At 70.4% G+C, this 26,930-nt stretch carries 23 protein-coding genes, 3 tRNA genes and 2 pseudogenes; 15 read left to right on the forward strand and 13 right to left on the reverse strand.

Going from position 1 to position 26,930, the window contains the following annotated elements; all coding sequences use genetic code 11:
* Positions 1 to 5: 5 nt before the first annotated feature.
* The 6 genes from AB0K35_RS21495 (at position 6) to AB0K35_RS21520 (ending at position 6,604) form a co-directional block, all read left to right on the forward strand.
* The gene (locus AB0K35_RS21495; RefSeq protein ID WP_363887080.1) at positions 6 to 3,128 is read left to right on the forward strand and encodes a hypothetical protein; all 3,123 of its coding nucleotides are present in this window, start codon (positions 6 to 8) and stop codon (positions 3,126 to 3,128) included.
* A gap of 263 nt (positions 3,129 to 3,391) precedes the next feature.
* On the forward strand, positions 3,392 to 4,891 hold the full coding sequence (locus AB0K35_RS21500; RefSeq protein WP_238670938.1) for a SulP family inorganic anion transporter: 1,500 nt from the start codon (positions 3,392 to 3,394) through the stop codon (positions 4,889 to 4,891).
* 65 nt (positions 4,892 to 4,956) lie between these two features.
* The gene (locus AB0K35_RS21505) at positions 4,957 to 5,343 is read left to right on the forward strand and encodes a MerR family transcriptional regulator (RefSeq protein ID WP_238671078.1); all 387 of its coding nucleotides are present in this window, start codon (positions 4,957 to 4,959) and stop codon (positions 5,341 to 5,343) included.
* A 103-nt stretch (positions 5,344 to 5,446) separates the two neighbouring features.
* Complete coding sequence (locus AB0K35_RS21510) at positions 5,447 to 5,779, forward strand: hypothetical protein (RefSeq protein ID WP_238670937.1); 333 nt, start codon at positions 5,447 to 5,449, stop codon at positions 5,777 to 5,779.
* A complete protein-coding gene (locus AB0K35_RS21515; RefSeq protein WP_238670936.1) occupies positions 5,776 to 6,225 on the forward strand; it encodes a MerR family transcriptional regulator in 450 nt (149 codons plus the stop codon). The genes AB0K35_RS21510 and AB0K35_RS21515 overlap by 4 nt, the downstream gene beginning before the upstream one ends.
* A gap of 34 nt (positions 6,226 to 6,259) precedes the next feature.
* Entirely contained in the window at positions 6,260 to 6,604 is a 345-nt protein-coding gene (locus tag AB0K35_RS21520) for a YnfA family protein (protein ID WP_238670935.1), read from the forward strand.
* 3 nt (positions 6,605 to 6,607) lie between these two features.
* Here the strand turns inward: AB0K35_RS21520 and AB0K35_RS21525 are convergent.
* From AB0K35_RS21525 to AB0K35_RS21535, 3 genes and pseudogenes are all read right to left on the reverse strand, one after another.
* Positions 6,608 to 6,763 (reverse strand): annotated as a pseudogene (locus AB0K35_RS21525) (kinase); the annotation flags it as partial.
* The gene (locus AB0K35_RS21530) at positions 6,753 to 7,238 is read right to left on the reverse strand and encodes a pentapeptide repeat-containing protein (RefSeq protein WP_363887083.1); all 486 of its coding nucleotides are present in this window, start codon (positions 7,236 to 7,238) and stop codon (positions 6,753 to 6,755) included. The pseudogene AB0K35_RS21525 and the gene AB0K35_RS21530, both read right to left, overlap by 11 nt.
* Before the next feature lie 20 nt (positions 7,239 to 7,258).
* A tRNA-Lys gene (locus AB0K35_RS21535) sits at positions 7,259 to 7,334 on the reverse strand.
* Between the two features lie 315 nt (positions 7,335 to 7,649).
* Between AB0K35_RS21535 and AB0K35_RS21540 the strand changes: the two genes are divergently transcribed.
* Positions 7,650 to 9,356: a Na+/H+ antiporter gene (locus AB0K35_RS21540; protein ID WP_238670933.1), complete on the forward strand. Its 1,707-nt coding sequence runs from the start codon at positions 7,650 to 7,652 to the stop codon at positions 9,354 to 9,356.
* Between the two features lie 66 nt (positions 9,357 to 9,422).
* Here AB0K35_RS21540 and AB0K35_RS21545 read toward each other — a convergent pair whose 3' ends face one another.
* Positions 9,423 to 12,083, reverse strand: a complete 2,661-nt coding sequence (locus tag AB0K35_RS21545) for a DUF4132 domain-containing protein (protein ID WP_363887086.1) — start codon at positions 12,081 to 12,083, stop codon at positions 9,423 to 9,425.
* Positions 12,083 to 12,391 (reverse strand): hypothetical protein, encoded by a 309-nt coding sequence (locus AB0K35_RS21550; protein ID WP_238670931.1) that lies wholly within the window; start codon positions 12,389 to 12,391, stop codon positions 12,083 to 12,085. Before AB0K35_RS21550 ends, AB0K35_RS21545 begins: the two co-directional genes overlap by 1 nt.
* Before the next feature lie 109 nt (positions 12,392 to 12,500).
* Here AB0K35_RS21550 and AB0K35_RS21555 point away from each other — a divergent pair, with 109 nt between their 5' ends.
* Positions 12,501 to 12,971 carry a TspO/MBR family protein gene (locus AB0K35_RS21555; protein WP_363887089.1) on the forward strand — a complete coding sequence of 157 codons (471 nt, stop codon included), beginning with the start codon at positions 12,501 to 12,503 and terminating at the stop codon, positions 12,969 to 12,971.
* A gap of 111 nt (positions 12,972 to 13,082) precedes the next feature.
* On the opposite strand, the gene AB0K35_RS21560 is transcribed toward AB0K35_RS21555, so the two are convergent.
* Positions 13,083 to 13,158 (reverse strand) — tRNA-Lys (locus AB0K35_RS21560).
* Between the two features lie 187 nt (positions 13,159 to 13,345).
* Here AB0K35_RS21560 and AB0K35_RS21565 point away from each other — a divergent pair.
* Both AB0K35_RS21565 and AB0K35_RS21570 read left to right on the forward strand, forming a co-directional pair.
* Positions 13,346 to 14,608, forward strand: coding sequence for an Ig-like domain-containing protein (locus AB0K35_RS21565; protein ID WP_238670929.1), 1,263 nt, complete (start codon positions 13,346 to 13,348; stop codon positions 14,606 to 14,608).
* A 249-nt stretch (positions 14,609 to 14,857) separates the two neighbouring features.
* Positions 14,858 to 16,150 carry an Ig-like domain-containing protein gene (locus AB0K35_RS21570; RefSeq protein ID WP_238670928.1) on the forward strand — a complete coding sequence of 431 codons (1,293 nt, stop codon included), beginning with the start codon at positions 14,858 to 14,860 and terminating at the stop codon, positions 16,148 to 16,150.
* A 112-nt stretch (positions 16,151 to 16,262) separates the two neighbouring features.
* Here AB0K35_RS21570 and AB0K35_RS21575 read toward each other — a convergent pair.
* Both AB0K35_RS21575 and orn read right to left on the reverse strand, forming a co-directional pair.
* Positions 16,263 to 16,335, reverse strand: a tRNA-His gene (locus AB0K35_RS21575).
* 104 nt (positions 16,336 to 16,439) lie between these two features.
* Positions 16,440 to 17,030 carry an oligoribonuclease gene (orn, locus tag AB0K35_RS21580; protein WP_308193549.1) on the reverse strand — a complete coding sequence of 197 codons (591 nt, stop codon included), beginning with the start codon at positions 17,028 to 17,030 and terminating at the stop codon, positions 16,440 to 16,442.
* A gap of 72 nt (positions 17,031 to 17,102) precedes the next feature.
* Here orn and AB0K35_RS21585 point away from each other — a divergent pair, with 72 nt between their 5' ends.
* The gene (locus AB0K35_RS21585) at positions 17,103 to 18,386 is read left to right on the forward strand and encodes a glycosyltransferase 87 family protein (protein WP_238670927.1); all 1,284 of its coding nucleotides are present in this window, start codon (positions 17,103 to 17,105) and stop codon (positions 18,384 to 18,386) included.
* Positions 18,387 to 18,770: 384 nt separating this feature from the next.
* On the opposite strand, the pseudogene AB0K35_RS21590 reads toward AB0K35_RS21585, so the two are convergent.
* The 3 genes and pseudogenes from AB0K35_RS21590 to AB0K35_RS21600 form a co-directional block, all read right to left on the reverse strand.
* A pseudogene (locus AB0K35_RS21590) lies at positions 18,771 to 18,983 on the reverse strand (hypothetical protein); the annotation flags it as partial.
* A 692-nt stretch (positions 18,984 to 19,675) separates the two neighbouring features.
* Entirely contained in the window at positions 19,676 to 20,410 is a 735-nt protein-coding gene (locus AB0K35_RS21595; protein WP_238670926.1) for a YcnI family protein, read from the reverse strand.
* A 17-nt stretch (positions 20,411 to 20,427) separates the two neighbouring features.
* Positions 20,428 to 22,095 (reverse strand): copper resistance protein CopC, encoded by a 1,668-nt coding sequence (locus AB0K35_RS21600; protein WP_238671076.1) that lies wholly within the window; start codon positions 22,093 to 22,095, stop codon positions 20,428 to 20,430.
* Positions 22,096 to 22,267: 172 nt separating this feature from the next.
* On the opposite strand from AB0K35_RS21600, the gene AB0K35_RS21605 reads away from it, so the two are divergent.
* The 4 genes from AB0K35_RS21605 to AB0K35_RS21620 are packed head-to-tail and all read left to right on the forward strand — an operon-like array spanning position 22,268 to position 25,212.
* Positions 22,268 to 22,858, forward strand: a complete 591-nt coding sequence (locus AB0K35_RS21605) for a sigma-70 family RNA polymerase sigma factor (protein ID WP_363887094.1) — start codon at positions 22,268 to 22,270, stop codon at positions 22,856 to 22,858.
* A gap of 32 nt (positions 22,859 to 22,890) precedes the next feature.
* Entirely contained in the window at positions 22,891 to 23,415 is a 525-nt protein-coding gene (locus AB0K35_RS21610; protein WP_363887096.1) for a MauE/DoxX family redox-associated membrane protein, read from the forward strand.
* Positions 23,408 to 24,124 (forward strand): thioredoxin domain-containing protein, encoded by a 717-nt coding sequence (locus AB0K35_RS21615; RefSeq protein ID WP_238670923.1) that lies wholly within the window; start codon positions 23,408 to 23,410, stop codon positions 24,122 to 24,124. Before AB0K35_RS21610 ends, AB0K35_RS21615 begins: the two co-directional genes overlap by 8 nt.
* Positions 24,121 to 25,212: a hypothetical protein gene (locus AB0K35_RS21620; RefSeq protein WP_363887099.1), complete on the forward strand. Its 1,092-nt coding sequence runs from the start codon at positions 24,121 to 24,123 to the stop codon at positions 25,210 to 25,212. The genes AB0K35_RS21615 and AB0K35_RS21620 overlap by 4 nt, the downstream gene beginning before the upstream one ends.
* A gap of 188 nt (positions 25,213 to 25,400) precedes the next feature.
* Here the strand turns inward: AB0K35_RS21620 and AB0K35_RS21625 are convergent, their stop codons facing one another.
* Together AB0K35_RS21625 and cbiQ are read right to left on the reverse strand one after the other, a co-directional pair.
* Positions 25,401 to 26,159, reverse strand: a complete 759-nt coding sequence (locus AB0K35_RS21625) for an ABC transporter ATP-binding protein (RefSeq protein ID WP_238670921.1) — start codon at positions 26,157 to 26,159, stop codon at positions 25,401 to 25,403.
* Positions 26,156 to 26,926, reverse strand: a complete 771-nt coding sequence (cbiQ, locus tag AB0K35_RS21630) for a cobalt ECF transporter T component CbiQ (protein ID WP_238670920.1) — start codon at positions 26,924 to 26,926, stop codon at positions 26,156 to 26,158. Before cbiQ ends, AB0K35_RS21625 begins: the two co-directional genes overlap by 4 nt.
* Between the last annotated feature and the right edge of the window lie 4 nt (positions 26,927 to 26,930).

Here is a 26,930-nt window from a genome sequence, read left to right on the forward strand (position 1 = left end):
GCGGCATGACACTCAAACGTTCCACGCGCACCAGGCGCGGGACTGCCGTGCTGGCGATGATCGCGGTCACCGCGACAAGCGTGCTCCTCGGTGAGCCCGCGTCGGCCGATCCCGTCCCCGTCCCCATCTCTCAGGCGGCTCTCACCGACCGGGCCTTCGGCCAGGTCGCCGAGATCCATCTCCAGGGCGCCGCTCGGATCACTACCGTCGTCCTGTCCGCCGAGTTCGTCCAGTGGCACCGGCTGCACCCGAACGCCACCGCCGAACAGGCACAGGCCCAGCTCACCGCACGCCAGCAGCTACTCGACGGCTCGTTGACCACGTTCGACCTCCTGCTGCCCGAACAGGACCTGCTGCTCAAGTCCGTCGACATCCTGCTCGGCGCGCCCGGCGGCGACACCCGGACCTCGCCGGAGATCACCGGCCTGGTCGAGGCCGTGATCGGCAGGACGGTCGAGCCGTGGGACACCCGCGAGGAACTCGCCTCCGGCGCGCTGCGGACCGCCCAGTGGCTGCGCGGCCGTGATGACGCCTTCGCCGCTGTGTGGTCCGCGGTCCGACAGGCAGGGGCCGCGAGCGCGCCGGTCGCCGCCGCCTGGAACGCCGTCCTCGGTGAGCCGGTCGGGGTGGACATCACCAGCACCTACGAGGAGTTCCAGCAGGATCCCGGGCTTTCGCATGTCGACCTCGACGCGATCCTTGCGCTGCGGGACGACCCGGCGGCGTACGTCGCGGCGGCCAAGCAGCAACTGGCCTCCCTGCACGCGCAGCTGCTCGGCCTGAGCCTGGAGATCCGCCTCGAAATCGGCGAGAACGACCAGAAGTGCCCGCCGGAAGGGCCGCCGAGCGCCGCGTGCACAGCGGCGGCGAAGAAGGCCGCGGAAGACAGGGACAAGGCCCGGCAGCAGACGATCTCCGACGTCAAGGCCGGGGTGGGCATGGTCTCCACCATCATCGGGTTCGCCGACCCCGCCGCCGGCAAGAAGTCCAAGGTGATCGGGGAGGCGGTCCTCACCACGATCAGCGCGATCTCCAAGTACGCGGCGGCGATCAGCGGCCGTGGCCTCGCAGGCTCGATCTTCAGCACCGCGACGTTGGCGATGACCGGCAACATCTTCGGTGCGGTGATGTCGGTCGTCGGGCTCTTCGGCAGCAGCGGACCGTCGCTTGACACGCAGATCCTTGCCCAGGTCAAAGCGTTGCGCGACGAGGTGCGGGCCCTCGGCGACGAGATGCGGGCCAGCTTCGCGCGGGTCGAGGCCCAGATCAACACGGTGTACGCGAACATGATGGCCCAGTTCGACAAACTGAACGCCGCGATCGCCGGCAACACCGCGCAGATCACCCTCGTGCAGCAGCAGGTAGCCCAGCTCGGCCTGCGCCTGGAGGACATCGCCGCCACAGTGCTCGCCGCGATCGGCGACGCCACCCTGCACGACGCCCGCGCCGACATCAACAGGTACATCGGGTACCGGGAGAACTTCGGTCAACCGATCCCGACGTACAACGAGTTCGTCGGCCCGGAGAACGAGTTCCACCTGACCTCGACGCAGCTGGCCAGCGGAGCCGCCTTCGTCGTGCCGAAGACCGACGCCGACAACCCGGCGCTAGACCCGACCACGGTGCTGAACAGCTTCGGCGAAGCCCGGTCGATCAACTACCTGGCCCGGGTCGCCAACGGGCGTGACCCGTCGATGGCCGAGCCGTCGACGCCGGTCGGCAACCCGGCGGTGTGGAACCTCGGCGCGCAGTCGTACGCCATGTTGATGCTGCAGAACCCGACCTACGCCGCCCAGGTCAGCGCCGGCCGCGCCGCGCAGATCGAGGCGGAGGGCACCCGCATCGCCGACCTCGCGGCCAGCTTCGGTCGACCGGCCGACGGCAACGCCAACGGCCTGATCACCGGGCTGGTCACCGAGTACGTCGCCTCCACCAACGAGCTGTCGACGGCGCTGGCCGCTCTCCGGACCAACGAGGTCCAGGTCCGCTACGAGCCGGACGCCAACGGCGTACAGGTGAAGACGCCCAAGAACTACGACCTGTTCTGGGACACCGACAAGCCGCTCGCCGCGGCGCCGGCGAAGGCCGACGAGGCGACGGTGCCCTCCTGCGAGAGCAGCAGGCAGATCGACCGGCCCAGCAACGTTCGCTACGACCTGATGTCGAACATGGTGCGGGCACTCCAGTACGCGTACACACCGCGCCACGACGAGCCGCCGGCCGGTGTACGGGAGTTGCCCGAGGTCGGCCACTGCTACACGCCGAGCTGGGTGCACACCCGGACGACGGGCAACGGGAGCGGAGTGATCCGCTCATACGGCAAGCTGCGGTTGCAGATCCACAGCCGCTTCCGGCTGAACTCGTCAGCGGCCTGGCAGAACTCGCGTACCGCCGACTACACCTGGCCGGACGAGCAGGTCTACCAGGTCTACTGCGAGTTCTTCAGCTGTAGCAGCCAGACGACGCCCGAGCAGGGTCTGACCCAGAAGTGGCCGTCCGGCAGGTACGCCTTCGCGAGCGGCGCGACAGCAGTGAACAACACGGCACTGGACACCACGCTGACGCCGACCCTGCGCGGTTTCCTCCAGGGCCGGCAGAAGTCCATGTACGACCGGGTACGGGACCAGAGCACCCAGGTCAGCGGGCCGGTGCCCACCGCCCTGAAGAAAGTCAACACGGCGGCGCGGCTGCTCCAGGCGTACACCCGGTTGGGTCTGCCCAACGCCCTCGACTCGGACGACGTGTTGTCCGCGAACCTGTTCGGGCAGTACCAGATCCCGGTGAACATGCCGACGGACGCCAAGATCGGTAATGCCTATGCCAAGGCGAGCGGGAACTACGCCCAATGCGGCCCCACGCCATGCTCGCCCGACCCCAGCCGCCCACTGCGCGACCAGGCCAGCCTCAAGGTGCCCTGCGAGCCCGCTGTCGACTCGTCCAACCTGCCCGGTGACCCACTGGGCGACTGCCTGATCACCAGCGCGCGATCCCGCGCCAACATGCTCATGGGGCGGTACGAGGTGTGGGCGGACCAGATGACCGCCGGCCTGCACCGCGAACGGGTGCCGTGGATGAACGACACCCTCCTGGGCCTGCGCATCGCCACACGCCTGACCCACGCCAACTGACCGGAGCGTTGCCGGCGTCTGCGGACGCCGGCAACGCCTTGTGTCGGGTTCAGTGGCGATCCAGTGATGATCACCACGTTCGATGAACTCTCCAGTTACGGAAGGGTAGCTTCGCTGTCGGCGCTCAAGGCGAGGCCGCATCGCTCCCCCCGGTGACCGTGACGTGTCCGGGCGATGCCGCCCTGACGCCGATCTACCGACTGTCGCTGATCGGCGGGTAGCTGCCGAGCGCGTCCCCGGGACGCCCGAGTGGAAATGGCTGTATGTCTTCTGTGCTGTCCGCGGTCAACCGGCCGCGTCTGTCCCGTCCGTCCTGGTTGTCGCCGAAGGTGTTCCGCACCGAGGTCCTCGCCGGTCTGGTCGTCGCCCTGGCGTTGATCCCGGAGGCGATCTCGTTCTCGATCCTCGCCGGTGTCGACCCCCGCGTGGGGCTGTTCGCCTCGTTCACGATGGCAGTCACCATCGCGATCTGCGGAGGGCGTCCGGCGATGATCTCCGCCGCGACCGGAGCCATCGCCCTCGTCGTCGGGCCGCTGGCGAAGGAACACGGTCTGGACTACCTGATCGCGGCGGTGATTCTCGGCGGCGCGATCCAGATCCTGCTCGCCGTGCTCGGCGTGGCGAAGCTGATGCGGTTCATCCCGCGCAGCGTCATGGTGGGTTTCGTCAACGCCCTGGCCATCCTCATCTTCGCCGCCCAGGTCCCGCACCTGCTCGGAGTGCCGTGGCTGGTCTACCCGCTCGTCGCCGTCGCCCTAGCGATCATGGTGGGGCTCCCCCGGCTCACCCGCGCCATCCCGGCGCCGCTGGTCGCCATAGTGGTCCTGACCCTGGTCACCGTCTTCGCCAGCGTGGCGGTGCCGACCGTCGGCGACGAGGGCGCCCTGCCGGACAGTCTGCCCACCCTCGGCCTGCCGCAGATTCCCTGGACCATGAACACCCTCACCCTCGTCGCTCCCTATGCCCTGGGGATCGCGCTGGTCGGGCTGATGGAGTCGCTGATGACCGCCAAGCTCGTCGACGACATCACCGACACCCCCTCCAGCAAGACGCGCGAGTCCTGGGGCCAGGGCGTGGCCAACATCGTCACCGGTTTCTTCGGCGGCATGGGTGGCTGCGCCATGATCGGACAGACGATGATCAACGTGAAGGCGTCCGGCGCTCGTACCCGGCTGTCGACGTTCCTGGCCGGTGTGTTCCTGCTGGTCCTGGTCGTCGCGCTCGGCGACGTGGTGGCGGTGATTCCGATGGCCGCCCTGGTCGCCGTGATGATCATCGTGTCGGTGTCGACGTTCGACTGGCACTCCGTCGCCCCGGCCACGCTGAAGCGGATGCCGTACGGCGAGACCATCGTCATGGTCGCCACAGTCGCCACCACCCTGGCCACCCACAACCTCGCCATCGGCGTCGTGGTCGGTGTCCTCACCGCCATGGTGATCTTCGCCCGGCGGGTGGCCCACCTGGTCGAGGTCACCAGCGTTCTGGACCCGGACGGCACGACACGGATCTACTCGGTGCGCGGCGAGTTGTTCTTCGCCTCCAGCAACGACCTGGTGGGCCAGTTCGACTACGCGAACGACCCCGAGACGGTGGTCATCGACATGACCCACGCCCACGTCTGGGACGCCTCATCCGTCGCCGCCCTCGACGCCATCACGCACAAGTACGCCACCCGCGGCAAGACCGTCGAGATCATCGAACTGAACAAGCCCAGCGCCCGCATCCACGACACCCTCGCCGGTCAGCTCGGCGTTGGCCACTGATGGCCACCACCAGCCGGGAGACCGGGCCGGAGCAGCACGGCTCCGGCTCGGCCACCGGCCGCCTCATGCAGATCGGCGAGGCCGCCGAACGGGTCGGGCTGAGTATCCGCACCATCCGCCACTACGAGGAAGCCGGCCTGATCGTCCCCTCCGCCCGCAGCGAGGGTGGCTTCCGCCTCTACACCGAGCCCGACCTCGACCGCCTCGCCGTCGTCAAACGCATGAAACCCCTCGGCTTCACCCTCGACGAGATGCGGGACCTCCTCACCGTCCTCGACGCCCTCGACACCGCCACCGGCGCCGACCGCGCCGCCCTGCTCGACCGGCTCGCCATGTTCCACACCGCCGCCACCACCCGCGTCACCGCCCTCCACGACCAACTCGCCATGGCCGAAGGCTTCGCCGACACGCTCCGCGCCGAACTCGACCACCACAAAGGCCCGACTGTCTGAACGCCCCCGGCATCGGTGGCCCCGATCTGTGCCGACCGGTCGGCACGCTTGCTGAGCGTCCGGCTTGCATCCGGTACTCAGGTACAGGCTTACCGTCGTTGGTATGACCACTGACTCCCAGGCATGGGTGCCCGAGTCGTGCACCTTGCCGAGCGGGCAACGGCCCCTGCGGCTGGCCGAATTCGACAACCTGTTCGCCACCGCCCTGCTGGGGCAGCAGCGGCTGTCCCCCACCGAGCTGCTGTGGCATCTCGACCCGAGCGCCGAGGCGACCGCACGGGACCTCATCGCCCGGGAAAGCTCCTGCTGCTCGTTCTTCTCCTTCACCCTCGGCGTCGACACCGGCACGCTGTGCCTCGACGTGCAGGTGCCGGCCGCGCACGTCGACGTCCTCGACGCGCTCGCGCTGCGAGCCGCCGCCGGGCCGACGGCGTGAGCGGATTGCGCAGCGGCCAGGTCGCCGCCGCAGCCGGGGTGAACCCGCAGACGCTGCGCTACTACGAACGCCGCGGTCTCCTCGCCGAACCAGACCGAAGCCTGGGTGGACACCGCCTCTACCCAGCCGAAACGGTCACCGTGCTCAGAGTGATCAAAGCGGCGCAACGGCTCGGGTTCACCCTCGACGAGGTCGCCGAGCTTCTCGACGCGGGCCGACACCGTCACGGACGCCACCCCGACGCCGGCCTGCGGGCCCGCGCCCAGGCGAAGCTGACCGAGGTCGAGGTGAAGATCGCTGACCTACAGGTCATCGCCGGCACACTGCGCGCCGCGGTGAAGGCCGGCTGCGACGACCTCGTCGAGTGCGCCGACCAGCCGTACTGCCCCATCCCCTTCGCCACCATCGCCCCGCCAGGCGCCTGTTCGACCGGGTCACCGGCATGATCGGGGTCCGCTGGCGGATCGGTACGGTCCACCCATGACCGTCGTCCGCTCGATCCTGCTGTTCATCGTCGCCGCCCTGTTCGAGATCGGCGGGGCGTGGCTGATCTGGCAGGGCTGGCGCGAGCACCGCGGCCTGTGGTGGATCGCCGCCGGAGCCATCGCCCTCGGCGCGTACGGATTCGTCGCCACCTTCCAGCCCGACCCGAACTTCGGGCGCATCCTCGCCGCCTACGGCGGAGTGTTCGTCGCCGGATCCCTCGCCTGGGGCATCATCGTCGACAAGTTCCGGCCCGACCGGTGGGACATCATCGGCGCCGGCATCTGCCTGATCGGTGTCGCCCTGATCATGTACGCGCCGCGTTCGGCGGGCGGCTCCTGACAGTAGGTGAAGGCGTCGGCGAAAGTCGTGCTCGACCAGGGCGCAGCCCCGGCCGTGCCGGCGTCGTAGCTCGCGGGCGATGCTGCTCTTGCCGGAGCCGGAGTTGCCCCGGATGCAGACGAGGATCGTGTCCGGGCTGCCAGTGGGTTCAGCGAGCACGATGCCTCCTCGGCTTCAGTCGTTTCGCACTGTGAGGCCGAGGGCGGCCGACGGTCAGCTGGGTGAGGTCAGGAAGTTGGTCTTCGCCGAGGGTGACGCCGCGCAGGTTGTCCAGCGGCGTCTTGAGGCCCTTCAGCCGGTTGCCCCGGAGGTCGGTGCCGTCGAGGTGGCAGGAGTCCAGTTCCAGTCCGGCGAGGTCACATGACCGCAGCGCGATGCGCGCTAGTCGGCAGGAGGACCACGCGCCGTTGGTGAGAGTGCAGTCGGTGAAGGCGACCGAGCCGGCGGCGGTGACGCGTTGGAAGGTGGCGTAGTCGAAGCGGCAGCCGTCGAACAGGACGTCCTTGAGGCGCACGTCGGTGAGCCTGGCGCCGGTGAACCGGGAGCCGGTGATCGCGCAGCGTTCAATGGTGACCGACCGAGCGACGACCCAGCACCCGCGTACGCGAAAAGGCCCCGACCCAGTGTGATCCACCAGGTCAGGGCCTTTTTCGTTGGTGCGCCGCCAGGGACTCGAACCCCGAACCCGCGGATTAAGAGTCCGCTGCTCTGCCAGTTGAGCTAGCGGCGCTCGTCGGCAACGGGACGAGACGTTAGCACGGTCCCGGGACACGCCGTCGCCGTGCGGGTCGGGGGTGGTCGGAATGATCCGCGCCCGGCGAGACTTCTCGTCCCGCAGCCGCAGCAACAGGCCGGACGGGCCTGGGGACCGGTCCCAGCCGTGACGTTGACGTACCGGTCGGCGTCGCCGGTGCTGGGCACGGCGGCCGTGTCCAGCAGTCGACCAGGTCCGGTTGATCAAGCGGGTACGCTCGTTACTGCTGCATGCTGCGCTGACCGGCACCAACGGCGCCGAGCTGCCGGCTCGGCCGCGAGCCCGCAGTGGATGGAACCTCGCGCCGCTCCAGGGGGAAGTAACCAGGTGAGCACCCATTCGATGTTGTTGTTCGTGCTCGCCGCTGTAGCGGTCATCGTCGTCGTGCGGTGGGTGGCGGCCCGCACCGGTCTGCCGGCCGCAGCGCTTCTGCCACTCATCGGCATCGCGTACGCGCTGCTCCCCGGCCCCAACATCGGCCTTGATCCCGACTTCGTGCTCATGATCGTGCTGCCGCCGTTGCTCTACAGCGCCGCACTGGACTCCTCGCTGTTGGACATCCGCCGGAACCTCCGCATCGTGGTCAGCCTGTCCGTGCTGCTGGTGCTCCTCACCGGGGTACTGGTCGGCATCGGGTTCCACCTGTTCGTCGCCGGGGCGACGCTCGCTGCCGGGATCGCTGTCGGCGCCGCCATCGCGCCGCCCGACCCGGTGGCAGCCCTGGCTGTGGGCCGCCGAGTGAACCTGCCACCGAAGATGGTCACGATCATTCAGGGCGAAGGGCTGCTCAACGACGCCACCGCGCTGACGATGCTCAGCGTCGCGGTGGCCGCCGCGGTGGGTGGTGAGTTCTCGTTCCCGTCCGCCGTTGCCCAGTTCGTGCTGGCGGCGGTCGGCGGGGTCGCCGTGGGAGCGGCAGTGGCCTGGCTGGTACGTCTGGCCCGACCGTTCACCGCGGACCCGCTGTTGTCGAATGCCATCTCACTCGCGACACCGTTCGTGGCCTACCTGTTGGGCGAGGAACTGCACGTCTCCGGGGTGCTCGCCGTGGTGATCGCCGGGCTGATCGTCGGTCATAAGACGCCGCAGCTCACCTCGGGTGCCGCCCGGCTGCAGACCAGCGCGGTATGGCGGCTGGTCGACTTCCTCCTCGAAGGCTTCGTCTTCCTGCTGATCGGCCAGCAGCTTCCCGAGGTCGTCAAGGGCCTGCGTCAGTACGACACGTCGACCATCGTCACCGCTGTCGCGGTATCGGTCGGCGTGGTGCTCCTGCTGCGCCCCGCGTGGCTGGTGCTGACCCAGTCCCTCCCCCGGTCGCTGCACACCCGGCTGGGCGGAATCTCCGAGCAGGACGACCCCGGGACCGCCCGGCAGATCGAGCGCGCTGACCGCAACGCCCGCCGACTCACCTCCCGCGAAGTGGTGGCGCTGAGCTGGTCCGGCACCCGTGGCGTGATCAGCCTGGCCGCGATCTTCACCCTGCCGCTGACCACCGACAGCGGCGCACCCTTTCCCGACCGTGACCTCCTGCTGCTCTGCACCTTCGTGGTCGTCCTGGTGACACTCGTCGGGCAGGGCCTGACGTTCGCGCCGCTCGTGCGGATGCTGGGCCTGCGCGCCAACGAAGCCGACCAGGCCCGCGTACGCAACGAGGCCCGCTCGGCAGCGGTCGAGGCCGCCCTGGCCCGGCTCGACGAGGTTGCCGCCGCGGAGCCGGACAGCGCGGCGGCCGTCAACAAGACCCGTACGCAACTGCTGGCCCGACTGGCTCGCTACCGCGGGCGGCTGGACCATCTGGAGCAGAGCGGCTCATCCGAGATACAGACCTCACCGGCGTACGAGGCTGCGCTTCGTGTCCGGCGGACGGCCATCGACGCGCAGCGCGAGGAACTCGTGCGGTGGCGCGACTCCGGCCGGTTGCCGGATGAGGAACTCCGCGTCCTGGAACGTGAACTCGATCACGAAGAGCTGCTACTCCCGAAGCGGGCCACCAGCTGAACTGCCACTACCGCGCACTGCCCTTGGGCCGCTCAGGGCACACCCCGCCAAAGCAGCGGCACGTTGTCACGGTGCCAACTGGTGCAGGATCACCGGATCCTTGATCTTTTTGTCGGCGGCCAACAACAACGCCTTGCTGATGATTTCGCCGAGCCGGCTGTCGCCCTCGAAGGGCAGAAACATCTCCGGCTCCTTCGCCTTCGCCGAGTCGGGAATGATGCACAGGTACCGGTCGTCCGGAGCGATCAGGATGTTGCCCGAGCCGCAGTGGATGCGATACGTGTGCAGGTCACCCCGTACTTCGAGGAACCGGTCGGTGAACGTGCACCTGTTGGCGATCGCCAGCCGGGGAATCAGCTCGGCCAGCACCTCCCGACGAGTCCTGGCGGTCGGGGTGAGGTCGCCGAAGCTGCTCTGCGACCAGTAGTCGCGGTACCGGCCCTGGGGGCCACCGTCGTACCAGTTCGGGTCGTTGCCCACCCCGGCAGCGGCCACGAACAAATCGACGTCGCGCATCACCTCGCTCAACACGACAGCCGGAACCTCCTCCAGCGGCACCGGCGTGCGCTCCCCCCGGAGGAACACCAGTTGGTCGGTCCCCATCGTGTCGAACATCAGATCTTCGACCCGATCCTCGATCCCGGCGATGTGCAGCACGGCGCGCAGCTCCCAGTCCGGAAGGGCCAGCCAGGGGTCCGGGGAGCTGGTGCCGTCGTTGCGGTGTCGAACGTGCGACCAGCCGCGCCGGGACAGCAGCGCGTTGAGACGGTGCTGGCGCACGATGTGCGCGGCGAAGCGATTGGAGTACGTGCCGGTGGCGCGCTCCGCGTCGGTAAGCAGGTACTGCTCGCGGTGCGCCTGCTTGAACGGCTGGGTGATCATGTGCCGGGCCAGGAAGTCCCGCCAAGCCAGGACGGCAGCCGGATCGTCGACCGGGTGCCACAGCCGTACCGTCGCGTCGCCGGCGGGTTCGAACACCGTGTCGTCCACGGTGCGCAGGGCCTCGCCGCCCCAGCAGCAGGCGACGCCGTCGACGGTCCAGATCAGCCGTCGGGCGAGGGTCCGGGCCAGCGGGTGGTCCAGGAACCGCTCCCGCCACTGCTCGACGGTCCACGCGCGGTCGCGCCGCAGCAGCCCTTCCAGGCGGTCGCGGGTCCCGATCAGCGTGGCACCGATGTCCGCGACGGTGGCCTTCAGCTCCTTCAACTCCTCGCCGTGGTCCTTGCGCGCCTGCGCCGGAGGAGCCTTGACCACCTTGCCGTCGGAGTTGCGCCACACCACGACGGCATCGACGCTGCGTACCTCGACCTCGTACGAGCTGTCACCCAGCTTGTCCGCGAGCGGCAGCCCGAAGCCGGGCAGGGCCATCTCCTCGACGTCCTCACGGCCGACGCCGAGCGCCTCGGCGTGCTTGGTCAGGCCCTTCTCGACGATGCGTAGGGTGCTCTTGTAGGTGAGCCGCGACGCCAGCCGGGCCAGTTGCGCGAGGGCGGCGGGGTGATCGGTGTCGACGAGCACCGCGACCGCGACGTTCGCCAGCTTCGGGCTCGACGGACCGTGGCCGGGAACCTTGCGGGCGGCCCGTTCCGCGATGTGGCCGAGGCTGCGCAGGGTCTCCTCCGACGGCGGGCACATCGCTCGCGCCCAGAGCAGGCCCCACAGCACCCCGACGTTGTGGCGGTCGGCCAGCCGCGGCGGAAAATCCTCGATGTGACCGGGGCAGCACGTGGTCATGCGCAGCGGCAGACTGCGCGGCAGGCCCACCAGCGGAAGCCAGTCGTCGAGCCGATCGGTGAACTCGTCAACGCCGACCGCGTCGAGCAGAACCCGGGTGCTCTTCTGCCAGGCGGCCGTCGGCCGCGCCTTGTCCGCGCCGAGCAGGCAATGGGCAAGCAACGCCTGCCACTCGGATCGGCGCTCCTCCGGCATCGCGTCGATGTCCGCGACGGCCCGGTCAGCCCACTGCTCGCCGACGTTGACGATGGGCCACATCGCCTCGCCCTCGGGGCCCATGTCGGAATATCCGCGCTCGATCCGCGTCCGCCGCCAGGTCGCCAGGGCCGCCGGGTGCGAACGCCCGGCGAGGTACTCGGCTTGTAACGACTCCCGGGTGAAGCTCACGAGTGACGCGCTCCACCGATCGAATCCCAGCCACGCCTGACCGCCCAGCCGTTCCAGCCACCCGGATCCAGTCAGCCCGCCGGCCGAGCGCACAGCGCGGATCAGCCCGTTCAGCCCGTGGCGGTCCTGTCCCGGCACGGTCAATGCGTCGAACACCACCTGCCGCGCCCGCACCGGCTGGACGGTCAAAAGCTGCGTCGCCCGCTCCCAAACCTCGCCCCGGGCGACGTCCCACGGCGTGTCCTGGCTGGAGGGCAACCTCGGCAGACCATCGATCACTGCCATCGCCGCGGCGGCCCGGCGGTCGTCATCCGCCCCGTCACCATCCAGCACCGCGACGGCGGCGCCAAGCTCCTCGGCCCGCCGCGTGGCATCCGGCAGCAGTTCGATCTGCGGGGGCGCCAGCTCGTACGGCCCGGCCGGGTCATTGAGCGCGGCGAGCAGCGCCGGCCCGGTGCCGTCCGGCGCCCAGCCGCACACCATGCTCACCCGATCGACGAAGTCCCGCTGATCAGTTTCGTTGAGAGCGTTCTGCCTGCGCTCGCACCGCCCCCTGAAGGTGGTGACCACGTCGCGCAGCGCCTGCTCCGGGTCGAACGTGTCCATCAGCCACCAACCAGAGGGACGAGCTTGAGGAACGTGATCCGGGACCCCGCATGCAGGTGGACCTTGTCGTCCAGGGCCGTCACCTGCCGGTCGTCGACCAGCACCACGAAGCCGTTGCGGCCGAACGCCTCGAGCGTCGCCCGGGTCCGCTCCTCCGGATCGACCTGCCCGCCGGACTCCGCGACCTCCAGAAAGACCCGCCGTCGAATCAGCTCGCCGAGACGTACCTCTTCCTCGAAGATCTCCATGGTCCACCCAGGACCTCTCGGCGCTCCGGTCACTTCATCGGCGATCGTGATCATCGGCATGGCGCAGAGGCTAACTGAGCACTCCGACAGCGTTCCGCTCTCGTTCCACCGCCCGCCGGCCGGTGAACGGAGCGCGATTGATCCGTCGCAAGCCGGGTAGCTGAACGGCATGCGACTACCAACCCTGGCCAGGACCGCGGCAGCGGTCACCGTGACAGCCGCCGCCGGGGCGACGGTCACCGACGCCTCCTCACGCTGGTACCAACGGCTACGCAAGCCGACCTGGCAACCCCCGCCCGTGGCGTTCCCGCTGGCATGGACGCCGCTGTACGCCCTGATCGCGGTGGCCGGCGCCCGCGTGCTGGACCGCACCAGCGGAACCGACCGCGCCGCGTTCACCCGTGCCTACGGGCTCAACCTGGCCCTCAACTTCGGTTGGAGCGCGCTGTTCTTCAAGGCCCACAGACCCACCGTCGCGCTGGCCGAGATCGCCGCGCTCAACGCCTCCAACTTCATGCTGCTCCGTCGCGCCGCACGGACCGACCGTGTCGCGGCCGTCGCACTGGCCCCGTACGCCGCGTGGACGCTCTTCGCCACCGTCCTCAACGGCACCATCGTCCACCTCAACGCCAACCGTTGAGCGAGAAGATCATCGTCGTACCGCCGTGTGTGTCCGCCAGTTACCGGACGTACCGAAGACACAAAAAAGGCCCCGACCCGGTGTGAACCACCAGGTCAGGACCTTGATCGTTGGTGCGCCGCCAGGGACTCGAACCCCGAACCCGCGGATTAAGAGTCCGCTGCTCTGCCAGTTGAGCTAGCGGCGCTCGTCGGCAACGGAGAGAACATTAGCACCCCCGGAAGGCGCGCTCCAATTCGGTTACCCGGGTCCCCCCTTCGGTCGAGCTTTGCCGGCAAAAAGCCCCAAACCGGCCACCGCCGTCAAGATCGGGGCGTGGGTTGGGGCGGTGATGCGGCACGATGTCCGCCAGGTACGCGAGAACAGAGGTGGGCATGGCACGGTTCACGCGAGCCGGGGCGGTGGTGGGCGCCCTGACTCTGGCGGCGTCGCTGGCACTGACCGGATGCGGCGGCGGCGAGAAGAAGCCGGAATTCGTTGGCGGGGCGTCCTCGGACGTGAGCGCCACCCCTGGCTCGGCCGCACCTTCGACACCGAGCACGCCGAGCGGGCCAGCGCTCACGCTGAGCCCGGCGAACGGCACGAAGAACAGGCCGGTGAGTACGGAGATCAGCGCGAAGCTCCCGGACGGCGGGAAGGTGTCCGCGGTCACCCTGACGGCGGACGGCGGCGGCTCGATCGAGGGCAAGCTGCGTACCGATGGTTCGTCCTGGGTGCCGTCAGCTCCGCTGAAGTGGGGCACCCGCTACACGGCCACTGTGACGGCGAGCGCGTCGGACGGCACGAGCAGCCAGGGCACCAGCAGCTTCACCACGATGGCCAAGCCGAAGTCGACTATCGGTTCGGGCCTGTATCTCTTCGACGACAAGAGCTACGGGGTGGCCATGCCGGTGGTCACCGAGTTCCACCCGGGTATCCCGAAGAAGGACCGGGCGGCGGTGCAGAAGCGGATGTTCGTCCAGACCGACCCGCCGCAGCCGGGCGCGTGGCACTGGGTGAGCAATGGCACGCAGGCCTACTACCGGGCTCCAAAGTACTGGAAGCCGGGCACCACGATCACCGTGCGGATCGCGCTGGCGGGGATGCCGCTGAGCAACGGCAAGTACGGCGACATCGACCGCAAGGCCACCGCCAAGATCGGCCGATCGTTCGAGATGAAGGTCGACAACGCCAACAAGAAGATGACTGTGTACGAGAACGGCGCCGCGGTGCGCACCATTCCGGTGAGCCTGGGCAAGAAGAGCACACCGTCGTCGAGCGGCACGTTGGTGGTGATGGAGAAGAAGGAAGCCACCGTCTTCGACACCCGCGACGACCCGGATCCGGCCAACCGCTACGTGACCGACATCCAGTTCGCCCAGCGGCTCACCTGGGGTGGCGAGTACATCCACGCCGCGCCCTGGTCGGAGCACGTGCAGGGGCGGCAGAACGTCTCGCACGGCTGCGTGAACGTGTCGATGGCGAACGCCAGGTGGTTGTTCGACAAGACCCGGATCGGTGACCCGATCACGATCAAGGGAACCGAGCGCAGGATCGCGGCCGGTAACGGTTGGACGGCGTGGAGCCTGAGCTGGTCGGAGTTCGTCAAGGGCAGCGCGTTGCCGGTGCCCAGTGGTGGGGCCGGCCCGGCGGTCTGAGCCGTCGGCCTCGTTGCGCCGGCTCGGCCGTTGGCCGGGCCGGCGCACCCTTGCACTCCCGCCGCTCGATGACTGCGCGGCGACCCCCACGCTCCCGGTACGGAGACGAACCAGGCTCACGAAACGCCGGATAGTAGCAGGATTCGGGCACTATTGATGGCGTGTTTCGGTTCACCCTCGGCAACCGGGGCCGGCTCTGGCGCGTCAGTAAGAGACGATGGGGCAGCGACCACAACTGTGAGGGAATGCATGCGAGCTAGCCAGGACCAGCTGATCAGGCCCGGTGGGCGACGCCGCGTGTTCGCGGCGGGGCTTCTCGCCGTGGCGTTGGCCTTCACCTCGGCCTGCACCGACGGCGACGGCGGCAAGCCGTCCTCGTGGCACGGCGGCGGGGAGAACCCGGCACCGAAGGCCGCCGCGACGATCAGCGAGCCGGCGGCCGACGCCAAGGACGTGCCGGCGTCCACCGGCATCACCTTCACCACGAAGGACGCCGTGGAGACCGCTGTCGAGCTGAAGGACGCCGCCGGCAAGGCGGTCGAGGGCGCCCTCGCCAAGGACGGCAAGTCGTGGCTGCCGACCGGCGCGCTGGCCTACGGCACGAGCTACACGGCCACAGTGACCGCCAAGGGCGACGACGGACGCCCGGCCACCGCGACGAGCACCTTCACCACAATGGCCAAGCCCGGCAATCAGGTACGGGTGAGCAGCTTCCTCGGCGACAACCAGGTCGTCGGGGTGGGCATGCCGCTGATCGTGAAGTTCAGCCGGGCCATCCCGGAGGACTACCGCGACGACGTGCAGCGCCGGATGACAGTCACCTCGACCCCAGCGCAGGAGGGGATCTGGCACTGGGTCAGCCCCACCGAGATCCGGTACCGGCCGAAGGAGTTCTGGAAGCCGAACACCAAGGTCTCCTACCGGGTGCAGGCCGGCGGCCTGCCGATGGGTGCGGACTGGTACGGCCGCGCCGACCTCTCGGTGGACGTCAAGATCGGCGCCGCGGTGGTCATGACCGTGGACAACAAGACCAAGCGGATGACGGTGACCCGCAACGGCTCCGTGATCAAGACCATCCCGGTGAGCCTGGGCAAGAAGAGCACCCCGTCGTCCAGCGGCACCATGGTCGTGATCGAGAAGCTGCGCAAGACGGTCTTCGACACGTTCGAGGAGCTGGGCCCCGATGAGGGCTACCGCACCAAGATCGACTTTGCGCAGCGCCTCACCTGGGGCGGGGAGTTCATCCACGCGGCGCCCTGGTCCGAGGGGCAGCAGGGCACCACGAACGTGTCGCACGGCTGCGTGAACGTGTCGATGGCCAACGGCGACTGGCTCTTCAAGAACACCCAGATCGGCGACCCGATCACGGTCAAGGGCACCGAGCGCAAGCTCCAGAACGGCAACGGCTGGACCGACTGGAACATGAGCTGGGACGAGTACGTCAAGGGCAGCGCCCTTCCGTACGAGCCTCCGGCCGACCCGGACGCCACCACCCCGACCCCGGACGGGACTGTCACCCCGTCCCCCACGCCGACCGCCTGAGCAAGCCGACGAAAGCCCCCTCTTCGGAGGGGGCTTTCGCGTGGTCCCCCACTTCGCCCGACAACGACTCAGGCCCCCTCCGAAGAGGGGGCCTGAGCAGTGAAACCAACTGGGTGACTGAGGGGAATTGAACCCCCGACAACCGGGACCACAACCCGGTGCTCTGCCAACTGAGCTACAGCCACCATGCCGCCGTCGCCCGGTCGATCGCTCCGGGCGGGGTGCGGACCAATAATAGCCACACCACGGCCGGGCACGTCCAGCGGGTTGCCGGTCAGCGCGGCAGGGGTCAGAGTTCGGCGGCGATGGCCTTGGCGGTCTCGACGTCCGGGCCGGGCAGCGGAACGAAGACGGTGCGCCGGTAGTACTCCAGCTCCCGGATGCTCTCCCGGATGTCGGCCAGCGCCCGGTGCGCGAGACCCTTCTGCGGCTGGCCGAAGTACACCCGGGGGTACCAGCGGCGGCAGAGTTCCTTGATCGACGACACGTCGATCATCCGGTAGTGCAGGTGGGCGTCGAGGCGGGGCATGTCCCGGGCGATGAAGCCCCGGTCGGTGGCGATCGAGTTGCCGCACAGCGGCGCCGTACGCGGATCCTTGACGAAGGTGCGGACGTACTCCAGGACCAGGTCTTCGGCCTCGGCGAGGGTGACCACCGAACGACGGACCTCCTCGGTGAGGCCGGACCTGGCGTGCATGGTCTGCACGACCTCCGGCATCCCCTCCAACGCCGCCTCGTCGGCGTGGATGACCACGTCGACACCGTCACCCAGCACGTTGAGGTCGGGATCGGTGACCAGTGCCGCAACCTCGATCAGTTTGTCCCTGCCGAGGTCCAACCCAGTCATCTCACAGTCGATCCAGACGAGGAGATCAGCCACCGGGACAGCCTACGCGCAGCCCACGCCTCGCGGCTGCGCGCTCTCGGCGGACCGGCCCGCTAGGGTTTCGGGGTGCCAGCAGAACCCGTCGCACCGCCCGCCGTCACCGAAGACGATCCCGGCGGCCGTACGGTCCGTCGTCTGGTCGCGGTGGTGGCCCTCAGCGCCGTGCTGCCAGCGCTGTATCTGCCCGGCCTCGTGCACAACTTCTTCGACCTCAAGATCTACATGTCCGCGATGGACTGGTGGCGCGTCGGCCACCCGCTCTACGACTACGTCCAACCCGACCGGGTGCAGGGCGAGTTGTACTTCACCTACCCACCCTTCAGCGCGTTACTGCTGTGGCCGTTCGGTCTGCTGCGGCTCGGCGCCACCGTGGCGATCTTCACGGCGCTCACAGTGCTGGCCGTGGTGCTGACCACCCGGTGGCTGGTGACCCCGGTGATCGCCCGACACCACCTGCCCCGAACGTTCACCCTGATCTCCGCCGTACTGCTGGTGCTGGCGGTGGAGAGCATCCGCGAAACGATCACCTTCGGCCAGATCAACATGCTGCTGGTCGTGCTGATCCTGGCCGACCTGCTGTTCGCGGTGCCGCAGGCGCGACGCTGGGCCGGGGTGGGCGTGGGGCTGGCGACGGCGCTCAAGCTCTTTCCCGGCATCTTCATCGTGTACCTGCTGGCCACCCGGCGGTGGCGGGCCGCGGCGGTGGCGAGCGCGACAGCGGCGGCGGCGACAGTGCTCGCGGCGGCGATCGCCCCACGTGACTCATGGCGGTTCTGGACACACGAGCTGTGGACCACCGAGCGGGTGGGACGCACCGACATCGTCGGCAACCAGTCGCTGTTCGGCCTGCTCAGCCGGTTCACCGAGCCGGAGAAGCCGGGCCGGCTGCTCTGGCTGCTGCTGGTCGCCGTGGTCGCCGGCTACGGGCTGTGGCGGGCCGCCCGCGCGGCGCGGGCCGGTGACCCGTTGACCGGGCTGACGTTGACCGGGTTGGTCGGTTCCCTGGCGAGCCCGATCACCTGGACCCACCACATCTACTGGTTCGTGCCGGCGGTGGTGCTGCTCGCCGACGCGGCGTTGAGCGCGGACCGCCCGGACGAGGCACGCCGGCGTCGCTGGCTGGCCGGGCTCGCGCTGGGCATCACCGCCGTGACCATCTACGGCGTGGTGACGTTCCAGGCCTGGGGGGCGGGACCGGTCCGCACTCATGACCCGGTGGACTTCGTCGTGCAGAACACCTACGTGCTGCTCAGCCTGCTGCTGCTGGCGGTGTTGCCGGTGCGCTCGGGACCCAGTGCGGAAAATCGCACCAATTGGACAGACCTCCCGAGTAGCCACGTTCAACGCTAATCTGTCCTCATCTACCTCAAGCGTCGCTCGGGTAGCACCGATCCCCCGGTGAGGGTGGCCCTCCGCGTCGGCAGCGCGGAGGGCTACTCGCTGTCTCACCCACCGCCACCGGCTGGGCTGTCACCCGACCGGGCCGCCACGGGCCGGGTCGTCGCCCGGTGCGGCCGCCACCGGCCGGGTCGTGGGCTCCTCCACGTCGGCCGGCGGCCAGGCGAGGCTCAGCGTCACCTCCGGCGGGCGGGGCAACCGGACCGGTTCGTCCAGGTCCGCGAGGGTGGCTGCGCGGGCCCCGCCGATCGCCGACCGGGCGGGTTCCAGGGCCCCGGCGCCGACCGGGGCGAGTTGTCGCGCCGGCGACGGCGGGTTCGGATCGGGTCGGCGGGGGCCCAGGCCACTCAGCGAGGTGACCCCGAGCCGCCCGGCGAGCACCGGCACCTGATCCGGCTCGACCACGAAGATCACCTCGCGTGGCCGTAGCGGCCGCAGCAGGAGCAGCGCCGCGCACACCACCAGCAGCACGCCGACGGTCAGCAGACCCCAGGTGGCCGGGCCGGTCCACCCGACCCGCAACTCGGCGTGCAGGTCCAGGGCCAGGTCGCCCTCGCCGTCGGGGCGCATCACCACCAGGCTCATGGGTTCGCCGGCGAGGTCGTCCGCGCTCCACTCCAGCGAGCCGATCCCCTCGCGTACCCAGAAGGGCCGGCCCAGCGGCGTGACCGGCCCGTCGGCCGGTGCGACGCCCGGGGTGTCGGCGGCCGGACCGGCCGGATCGAGCCGGACCGGCAGCGGACCCCGGGCCAGCGCCACCCGACGGACCGTGGCGTGCGGCACCGCCTCCAGCCAACCGCGCACCTCGGCGGTGGGCGCCAGTCCGACGAAGGCCGGCCCGCCCGTGGTGCGGGCGTCCAGGCGCAGCCGGGTCTGCTCGGTACGCGCGAAGGGCGCCTCCTGCCGCAGCAACCGGTCGAGGTCGGTGACGACGATCGCGTGACCAGGGGTGCGGACCGTTTCGAAACGGGCGGCGAAGGACCCGTCCGGGTCGGTGTGTCGGGTCACCAGCCACAGCCCGCCACCGGCGAACAGCGCCGGAATTCCCACTACCAACAGCAGCACTCCGGCGATCACCCGCACGAACCGCATCCGCACCGTCCCCCCTCCGTAGCCAAACACCCGGCCGACCTTACCGACGTACACCGTCTGATCAGGGGATATCCACGGCACGGCCGACATCGACTCCGAAAAGCACGCTGGCCCGCCGGAAGATCCGGCGGGCCAGCGGGTGAACAGGGTCAGGCCTTGGCGACCGGCTCCCGACGGGTACGCGTGAACGCGAGCCCGCCCAGCACCAGGCCGGCCAGACCGGCGACGAGACCGGCCACACCGAGGCCGACAGCGAGCCCGTTGCCGTCGTCGTCGTCATCGTCGTCGGGCGAGGCGACGGCTGCGGCCGGCGACGCCGAACCCGACGGCGCCGCCGCGGCGGCCAGGGTGAGCACCGGGGCCGGGTGCTCCGGCTCCTCGGCACCCGGCGCCGGTTCGTCGATCCACCGCGAGATGTTGCCGTCCGAGTAGGTCTGCAGGACCTTGAAGACCATCGAGTCGACCTGCGGCAGCGGCCCCAGCGAGACAGGGAACTCCTGGAACTGACCCGGCTTCACCCCCGCGTCACCGGAGGCCGTCCAGGTGATCTTGGAGACCGCCTCGGTGAGCTGACTGCCGTGCACCTCGATCGGCGGGTCCACCTTGCGCTTCTCCGTGGCGACAGTCCAGCCGGGCACCGGCATCGTCGACACCGAGCCGACCGGGGCGTTCTCCGGCAGCACCACCTCCAGCTTGGTGGTCGACGCGCTGTCGCTCTCGTTGGGCACCCGGAACGCCACCCGGGCGTAGCCACCCTGGGTCGCCTCCTTCGGGTTCACCGTGACGTGCGCGGACGCCGGTCCGGCAAAGCCGAGCACAGCGGTGGCGGCGGCGGTGAACGCCAGGGCGGCTGCGGCGGTTGCGGTACGCCGGAATCGGGTCATGGGTTTCGCGAACCTCTCTAACGGATGGGCACGGTGGCGGTCACCGTGGCCTGGTCGATGTCGGTCGTTCGGGCGGTGATCTTCAGCTGCCACTCGCCGGGGGTCGGCAGGCTGATGTCGCCGTAGGCGTGACTGTCGGTCAACCGGAGCAACGGCACCTCGATCGGCTCGATCCCGGCCGAAGGCAGCGCGACTGTCGCCTTCCACTCCGCGACCAGCAGTGGCTGGTTGGCCTTGTCGTACGCGTACAGGTGCACCGAGTTGTTGCCCCGCTCGGCCGGGCTCACCTCGACCTCGACGGTCAGCAGCGGGCTGGACAGCCTGGTGCTGAAGAAGCCGGCCTCGGCGCCGGCGGACGGGCCGGCCGCGGCGGTGCGGGCGGGCGTGGTCTGCACGAGCGTGGCGGACACGGCCAGCACCACCACTGTGACGGCCAACTCCACCAGGACCGCCCGGCGCACCGGTGCCGGGCGTTGCGCCGCGACGCGGCTGCGCACCAACTTCCGGGAGTACGCGGCAACAGCGATGACCAGCGCGAACAACCCGATCTTGGCGAGCAGCAAGCGCCCGTACGTGGTGTCGAAGAGCGCCTGCGGGGTGGCCACCTCGATCAGCGCCTGGACGGTGCCGGCCAGCAGCAGCGCCGAGACGGCGAGCGCCGCCCAGCGCGACCAGATCGGCAGGATCGCGCCCAACTCCCGCTCGTCGGCCTGGCGCAGCAGGAAGACGGCGAGCATGAGCAGACCGCCCAGCCAGACCGCCATGCTGCCCAGGTGGACCGCGTCGACCACCACGGAGACCGCCGGCGCCGGGGAGGCCGCCGGGTGCCCGGCCAGCGGCCAGGTCAGCAGGGCGGCGCCACCGAGCACGGCCAGGATGATCGCGTCCGCGCGGCCGGCGGGCCGGGCCAGCAGCGGGCGGAGCAGGAAGACGGACGCCGCCAGCAGGCCGAGTCGGACCAGGTGGGCGGCGCCGAAGGCACTGCCGAACACGCTGCCGAACCCCTCGCCGGTGACGTCGAAGAGACCACCGCCGGCCGTGTAGGGCACCTGCAACCACAGGTCGGCGACTGTGGCGAAGGCAACCAGACCGAGGCCGGTCCAGGCCAGCCGGGTCGGCCCCCGCCGGGAGAGCCGTCGCGGCCAGAGCGCGGCGAGCACGAGCGCCGGCCCGACCAGCAGCACCAGGCCGGCGTAGCCGAGGAAGCGGGCCACCTTCACCGCCGTGCCCACCACCGGGTTGGCGCGGCTGTCAGTGCCGGAGTCGACGGGTGGGGTCGAGGGTGCGCCGACCGAGTAGGTGTACGCCCCGGAGACCGGATGGCTGTCGGCGGAGATCACCCGGAAGCTGACCAGGTAGGTGCCGCGGGCACCGGCCGGGTCCACCGGAATGGTCACCACACCGCCGTTGAACGACGGTTCACCCCGGTCGGCCCGGGAACCGTCCGGCGCGATGACGCGGATCTTGCCGGGCACCTTGCGGACCGACTCGCTGAACGTGAGGACCACCTCGGACGGCCCGCTCGGCACGATGGAGGCGGCGGCCGGGCTGCTGCTCTCCAGCACCGCGTGGGCGCTCGCGGAGGTGGCTGGCGCGATCAACAAGGCGACGACGGTGACCAGGAGGCCGGCGGCTGCGGCCAGCCTGGCGGCCCAGCGGCGGGGGGCGACAGTCATGCCGGCCATGGTCGCCGATGGGTGTCCCATTCGGCGACCCGAGGGGGGTGGGCGCGTCGGTTGTCGCACGTCATGAAGTGGTAGTCGGCCCGGATCGGGGAAAAGTTCCCGACGTGGCGCAGACCATCCACGGGCCGAACGACCCTGACGCGCCGCCGGCTGCCGCGTAACCTGATGTGTCGTGATCCCTGTCCCGCGTGACCCCGGTGCCGCCGGTCCGGCAGAACCGGTCGACGAGGTCGCCCGGGACCCGGCAACCGGGTGGGCGCTGACCGCCCGCGACGGTGACCCCACCGCCCAGGCGGCGTTCGTCCGGCTGACCCAGGCCGACGTCTGGCGGTTCGCCGCCGCCCTGGTCGACCCGGACAGCGCCGACGACCTGACCCAGGAGACCTACCTGCGGGCGTTCCGTGCCCTCCCCGCCTTCGAGGGTCGCTCCAGCGTCCGCACCTGGCTGCTCGGCATCGCCCGCCGGGCCTGCGCCGACCACCTGCGCACTGTCGTCAGGCGTCGGCGCCTCGACGAGCGCCTGGCAGCGAACGCGTACACCGACCGACCGTACCCGGACCCGGCCGGTCAGCTCGGCGCCGCCGACCTGGTCCGCCGCCTCGGCCCCGACCGCCGCTCCGCGTTCGTGCTGACCCAACTGCTCGGCCTGTCGTACGCCGAGGCCGCCGCCGTCGAAGGCGTGCCCGTCGGCACCATCCGTTCCCGGGTCGCCCGGGCCCGGGACGACCTGGTCGAGGCGGTCGGCGACGCCCTGACCGGCTGAACGTGGAACTTCCGGCGCGGACGGGACGACAAATGAGCATGACAGCACCTTCCACCCGGGGCGGCCGTTGGCCACTGGTCCGCCCGTGGCTCGGCATCGCGGCCCGGCTCGGCCTCGCCGCCGTCTGGTTGGTCGCCGGCGCGTCGAAGGTCAGCGATCTCGCCGCCTCCGGGCGGGCGGTCAACGCGTACCAGGTGATGCCGTACGACGTGGCGACGGTGATCGGCGCGGCCCTGCCCTTCGTCGAGCTGGCGTTGGGTGTGCTGCTGCTGCTCGGGCTGGCCACCAGGCTCGTCGCCGGGGTGTCCGCCGCGCTGCTGGTGGTCTTCATCGCGGGGATCGCCTCGGCCTGGACGCGTGGGCTGGCCATCGACTGCGGCTGCTTCGGCAGCGGCGGGCAGCTGGCGGCGGGGCAAGCACCCAGTTACCTCCCGGAGATCCTCCGGGACCTGGGATTCTTGGTTCTGGCCGGATTTCTGCTGATCTGGCCGCGTACGCCGGTATCGGTGGACGGGTGGCTTTCCGGCGAACCCGTTGTGGAGGACGAGGATGAGTAGTCGCAAGGGGCAGCGGGACGCCGCCCGGGTGGTCCGCGAGCAGTTGGCCCGCGAGCGGCGCCGCCGCCGCACGATCTGGGTCTCCGCCGCCGCAGTCGTCGTCCTGGTCATCGCCGGCGTCGTCGGGTGGGTCGTCTGGTCCAACCAGCGCTCCGACAGCTTCACCACGCCACCCGGCGCCAACGCGGACGGCACCGGCATCGTCACCGGCGGCGGGCCGGTCACGGTCGACGTCTACGAGGACTTCCTCTGCCCGGCCTGCAAGCAGTTCGAACAGACCAGCGGCTCGACGCTCGAACAGTTGGTGGCCGAGAACAAGGCGACAGTGGTCTACCACCCGGTCGCGTACCTCAACCGTTTCTCCACCACCCAGTACTCCACCCGCTCCTCGGCCGCCTCCGGCTGCGCCGCGGCGGACGGCAAGTACCACGAGTACGCCAAGGCGCTCTTCGCCCAACAGCCGCCGGAGGGCAGCGCCGGGCTCACCGACGACCAGCTCATCGACATCGGCACCAGCGTGGGCCTCGACCGGGGCTCCTTCGGCGGCTGCGTGAAGGACGAGACGTACCGGACCTGGACCGAACACGTCACCGACGACGCCAGCCGGAGCAACGTCACCGGCACCCCGACCGTGAAGGTCAACGGTCAACAGGTCGAGAACCCCACCCCGGACGCTCTCACCGCAGCCGTGGCGGCGGCCGGCAAGTGATCCGTACCCTGCTGGGCCGCGCCGGCCTGATCGCCGCCGCAGCCGGCCTGGTGACGGTGATCAGCGCGGCGCCCGCCGCCGCGCACGGCGCGGACGCACCGGACGGCACCGACTACCGCACCCGGACCACAGGGGTCGCACCGGCGCGGCCAGGGCTCGAGGTACGCGTCATCGAGGCGGGCGCCCGACTGGAACTGACCAACCGCACCGGCCGTGCCATCGAGGTCATCGGCTACTCCGGTGAGCCGTACCTACGCGTCGGCCCGGACGGGGTCTTCGAGAACAGCCACTCCCCCGCCACGTACCTGAACCGCACCATCGCCGGGGACACCGCGCTCCCGGCCGAGGCGGACCCGGCCGCCGCACCCTCCTGGAAACGGATCGACGACGGCACCACCGCGCGCTGGCACGACCAGCGCGCGCTGTGGCAGGAGTCGGCACCACCGGCCGCGGTACGCGCCGCACCGGATCGCGAGCACCGGGTCCGCGACTGGACAATCCCCCTGCGCGACGGCACCGACCCGGTGGCCATCGGCGGCACGCTGGACTGGGTGCCGCCGCCGGACGCGTACACCTGGTGGGCCGTGACCATCGTGGGGCTGCTCGCGGTGGGCGCGCTGGGCCTGTTCGCCGCCACCGCCCCGGCCGGCGCCCGCGCGTTGTCCGCGCTCGGTGTGTTGCTGATCGTCGGCGGCGTGCTGGCCGTCGGGTACCCGGTGGGACGGGAGTTGGACGCTGGCGCCCAGGGCGTGGGCGGCGTGCTGGTCGGGCTGCTCTCCGGGCAGATCTGGTCCCTGCTCACCGGCCTCGGCGCGATCGCCGCCGGTTGGTACGCGCTGAGCCGCCGCCCGGCCGCCGACTTCGTGACCGCGTTGGCCGGGGCCTGCCTGGCGCTCTTCGCCGGAGCGTCGAACGCCGCCGTGTTCGCCAACGCCATCGCCCCGGTGCCCTGGTCACCAGTGGCCGCCCGGGTGATGGTGGCGCTCTTCCTGATCACCGGCGCGGGCGCGACAGCCGCCGGCGTCCTGCGCCTACACGCCACCTCCCGCACCACAACCGCAGCACCCGCCCGAACCCCCACCCCCTAACCGCCCCACCCCGGCGCCCCACCCCGCGCCGCCCCGCGCCCCGCCGCGCCGCGCCGCGCCGCCCCGCGCCGATCTTGCACTTTGGGTTGGCCATATGCGGCTTTCGCCCCGGAAGGCGGGGACAGAAAGTGCAAGATCGGCGGGGCGGGGGTGGGGGTGGGGGTGGGGGTGGGCCGCTGGGGGTGGGTTTATGGCTGCGGGGTGAAGCCGTAGGGGAGTTCCAGGCGGTGCTTCGCCAGCAGCGGGGTGTCGTTGAGCAGGGTGCGGGTGGGGGCGTCGGCGACGATCCGGCCGTCGTCCAGGATCACCGAACGCTCGCACAACTCCGCCGCGTACGGCAGGTCGTGGGTGACCATCAGCAGGGTCACCGGGAGGCCGCGCAGGATCTCGGCGAGTTCCCGACGCGCCGCCGGGTCCAGGTTCGACGACGGCTCGTCGAGCACCAGGATCTCCGGGTGCATGGCGAGCACCGTGGCCACCGCCACCCGGCGGCGCTGCCCGAACGACAGGTGCTGCGGGGCCCGGTCCCGATGCTCACTCATCCCCACCGCGGCGAGCGCCTCGTCCACCCGGGCGGCCAACTCGGCCCCGCGCAGACCCAGGTTCGCCGGCCCGAACGCCACATCCTCCGCCACCGTGGGCAGGAACAACTGGTCGTCCGGGTCCTGGAAGACGATGCCCACCCGGCGGCGTACCTCGGCCAGGGTGGCCCGATCCGGGGTGACAGTCAGCCCGCCGACGCTCACACTGCCCTCGGTCGGGGTGAGGATGCCGTTGAGGTGCAGCACCAGGGTGGTCTTGCCGGCGCCGTTGGGCCCGAGCAGCGCCACCCGGTCGCCACGCGGCACGTTCAGGTCGACCCCCTGAAGGGCGACGTGCCCGTCCGGGTACGCGTAGCGAACGCCCCGAACGTCCAGCGAGACAGCGGTCTGCACGACACCGATCATGACAGCACGACGGCGGTGGCGGCGATGGAGGCCGCCAACACCGGCACCGTCGCCGCTACCAGCCACTGACCAGCGCTCGCCGCGCCCTCGCCCTGCCACACGGCGGGCATCCGCCCGGTGTAGCCCCGGGACAGCATCGCGAGATAGACCCGCTCGCCACGCTCGAAGGCGCGCAGGAACAACGCCCCGACCCCGGCGGCGAAGCCGCGCAACTGCCACAGGAAGCGCGGGTCGTCGCCCCGGGAGATCCGGGCCACCCGCATCCGCCGCGCCTCGCCGACCAGCACGTCGAGGTAGCGCAGCATGAACGTGGCGATCTGGGTGAGCACCTGCGGGCAGTGCAGCCGGTCCAGCCCCACGATCAGGTCCCGGGTGGTGGTGGTAGCGGCGAGCAGCAGCGAGGCGAGCACCCCCAGGGTGCCCTTGGCCAGGATGTTCCACGCGCCGTGCAGCCCGTCCTCGGACAACCGCAGACCCAGCACCTCGACCCGGTCGCCGCTGCCGAGGAACGGCAGTGCCACGGCGAACAGCACGAACGGCAGCTCGATCAGCGCCCGGCTGAGCAACCACCGTGGGCCCACCCGGGCCAGCGCCGCCACCGCCGCCACCAGCACGGCGTACGCGCCGAAGGCCCAGAACGCCTCGCGTGGGGTGGCCACCACGGCAAGGGTGAAGACCACCATCGCCACGATCTTGACCTCGGGCGGGAGCCGGTGCACCGGCGAATCCGACTCGCGGTACAGCACGTGCCCGTGACCGGCCCCCATCCGC

It is taken from the genome of Micromonospora sp. NPDC053740 (assembly GCF_040677775.1).
Taxonomy (GTDB): domain Bacteria; phylum Actinomycetota; class Actinomycetes; order Mycobacteriales; family Micromonosporaceae; genus Micromonospora; species Micromonospora alfalfae.

Bases quoted from the DNA above. Each gene is read 5' to 3' on its own strand.
- AB0K35_RS21505 (WP_238671078.1), top strand. From the start codon at position 4,957: ATGCAGATCGGCGAGGCCGCCGAACGGGTCGGGCTGAGTATCCGCACC.
- AB0K35_RS21625 (WP_238670921.1), bottom strand. From the start codon at position 26,159: ATGATCGGTGTCGTGCAGACCGCTGTCTCGCTGGACGTTCGGGGCGTT.
- AB0K35_RS21610 (WP_363887096.1), top strand. From the start codon at position 22,891: ATGAGCATGACAGCACCTTCCACCCGGGGCGGCCGTTGGCCACTGGTC.
- AB0K35_RS21545 (WP_363887086.1), bottom strand. From the start codon at position 12,083: ATGGACACGTTCGACCCGGAGCAGGCGCTGCGCGACGTGGTCACCACC.
- AB0K35_RS21595 (WP_238670926.1), bottom strand. From the start codon at position 20,410: ATGACCCGATTCCGGCGTACCGCAACCGCCGCAGCCGCCCTGGCGTTC.
- AB0K35_RS21550 (WP_238670931.1), bottom strand. From the start codon at position 12,391: ATGCCGATGATCACGATCGCCGATGAAGTGACCGGAGCGCCGAGAGGT.
- AB0K35_RS21520 (WP_238670935.1), top strand. From the start codon at position 6,260: ATGACCGTCGTCCGCTCGATCCTGCTGTTCATCGTCGCCGCCCTGTTC.
- AB0K35_RS21570 (WP_238670928.1), top strand. From the start codon at position 14,858: ATGCGAGCTAGCCAGGACCAGCTGATCAGGCCCGGTGGGCGACGCCGC.
- AB0K35_RS21495 (WP_363887080.1), top strand. From the start codon at position 6: ATGACACTCAAACGTTCCACGCGCACCAGGCGCGGGACTGCCGTGCTG.
- AB0K35_RS21500 (WP_238670938.1), top strand. From the start codon at position 3,392: ATGTCTTCTGTGCTGTCCGCGGTCAACCGGCCGCGTCTGTCCCGTCCG.
- AB0K35_RS21615 (WP_238670923.1), top strand. From the start codon at position 23,408: ATGAGTAGTCGCAAGGGGCAGCGGGACGCCGCCCGGGTGGTCCGCGAG.
- AB0K35_RS21565 (WP_238670929.1), top strand. From the start codon at position 13,346: ATGGCACGGTTCACGCGAGCCGGGGCGGTGGTGGGCGCCCTGACTCTG.
- AB0K35_RS21600 (WP_238671076.1), bottom strand. From the start codon at position 22,095: ATGGCCGGCATGACTGTCGCCCCCCGCCGCTGGGCCGCCAGGCTGGCC.
- AB0K35_RS21540 (WP_238670933.1), top strand. From the start codon at position 7,650: ATGGAACCTCGCGCCGCTCCAGGGGGAAGTAACCAGGTGAGCACCCAT.
- AB0K35_RS21555 (WP_363887089.1), top strand. From the start codon at position 12,501: ATGCGACTACCAACCCTGGCCAGGACCGCGGCAGCGGTCACCGTGACA.
- AB0K35_RS21510 (WP_238670937.1), top strand. From the start codon at position 5,447: ATGACCACTGACTCCCAGGCATGGGTGCCCGAGTCGTGCACCTTGCCG.
- cbiQ (WP_238670920.1), bottom strand. From the start codon at position 26,926: ATGGGGGCCGGTCACGGGCACGTGCTGTACCGCGAGTCGGATTCGCCG.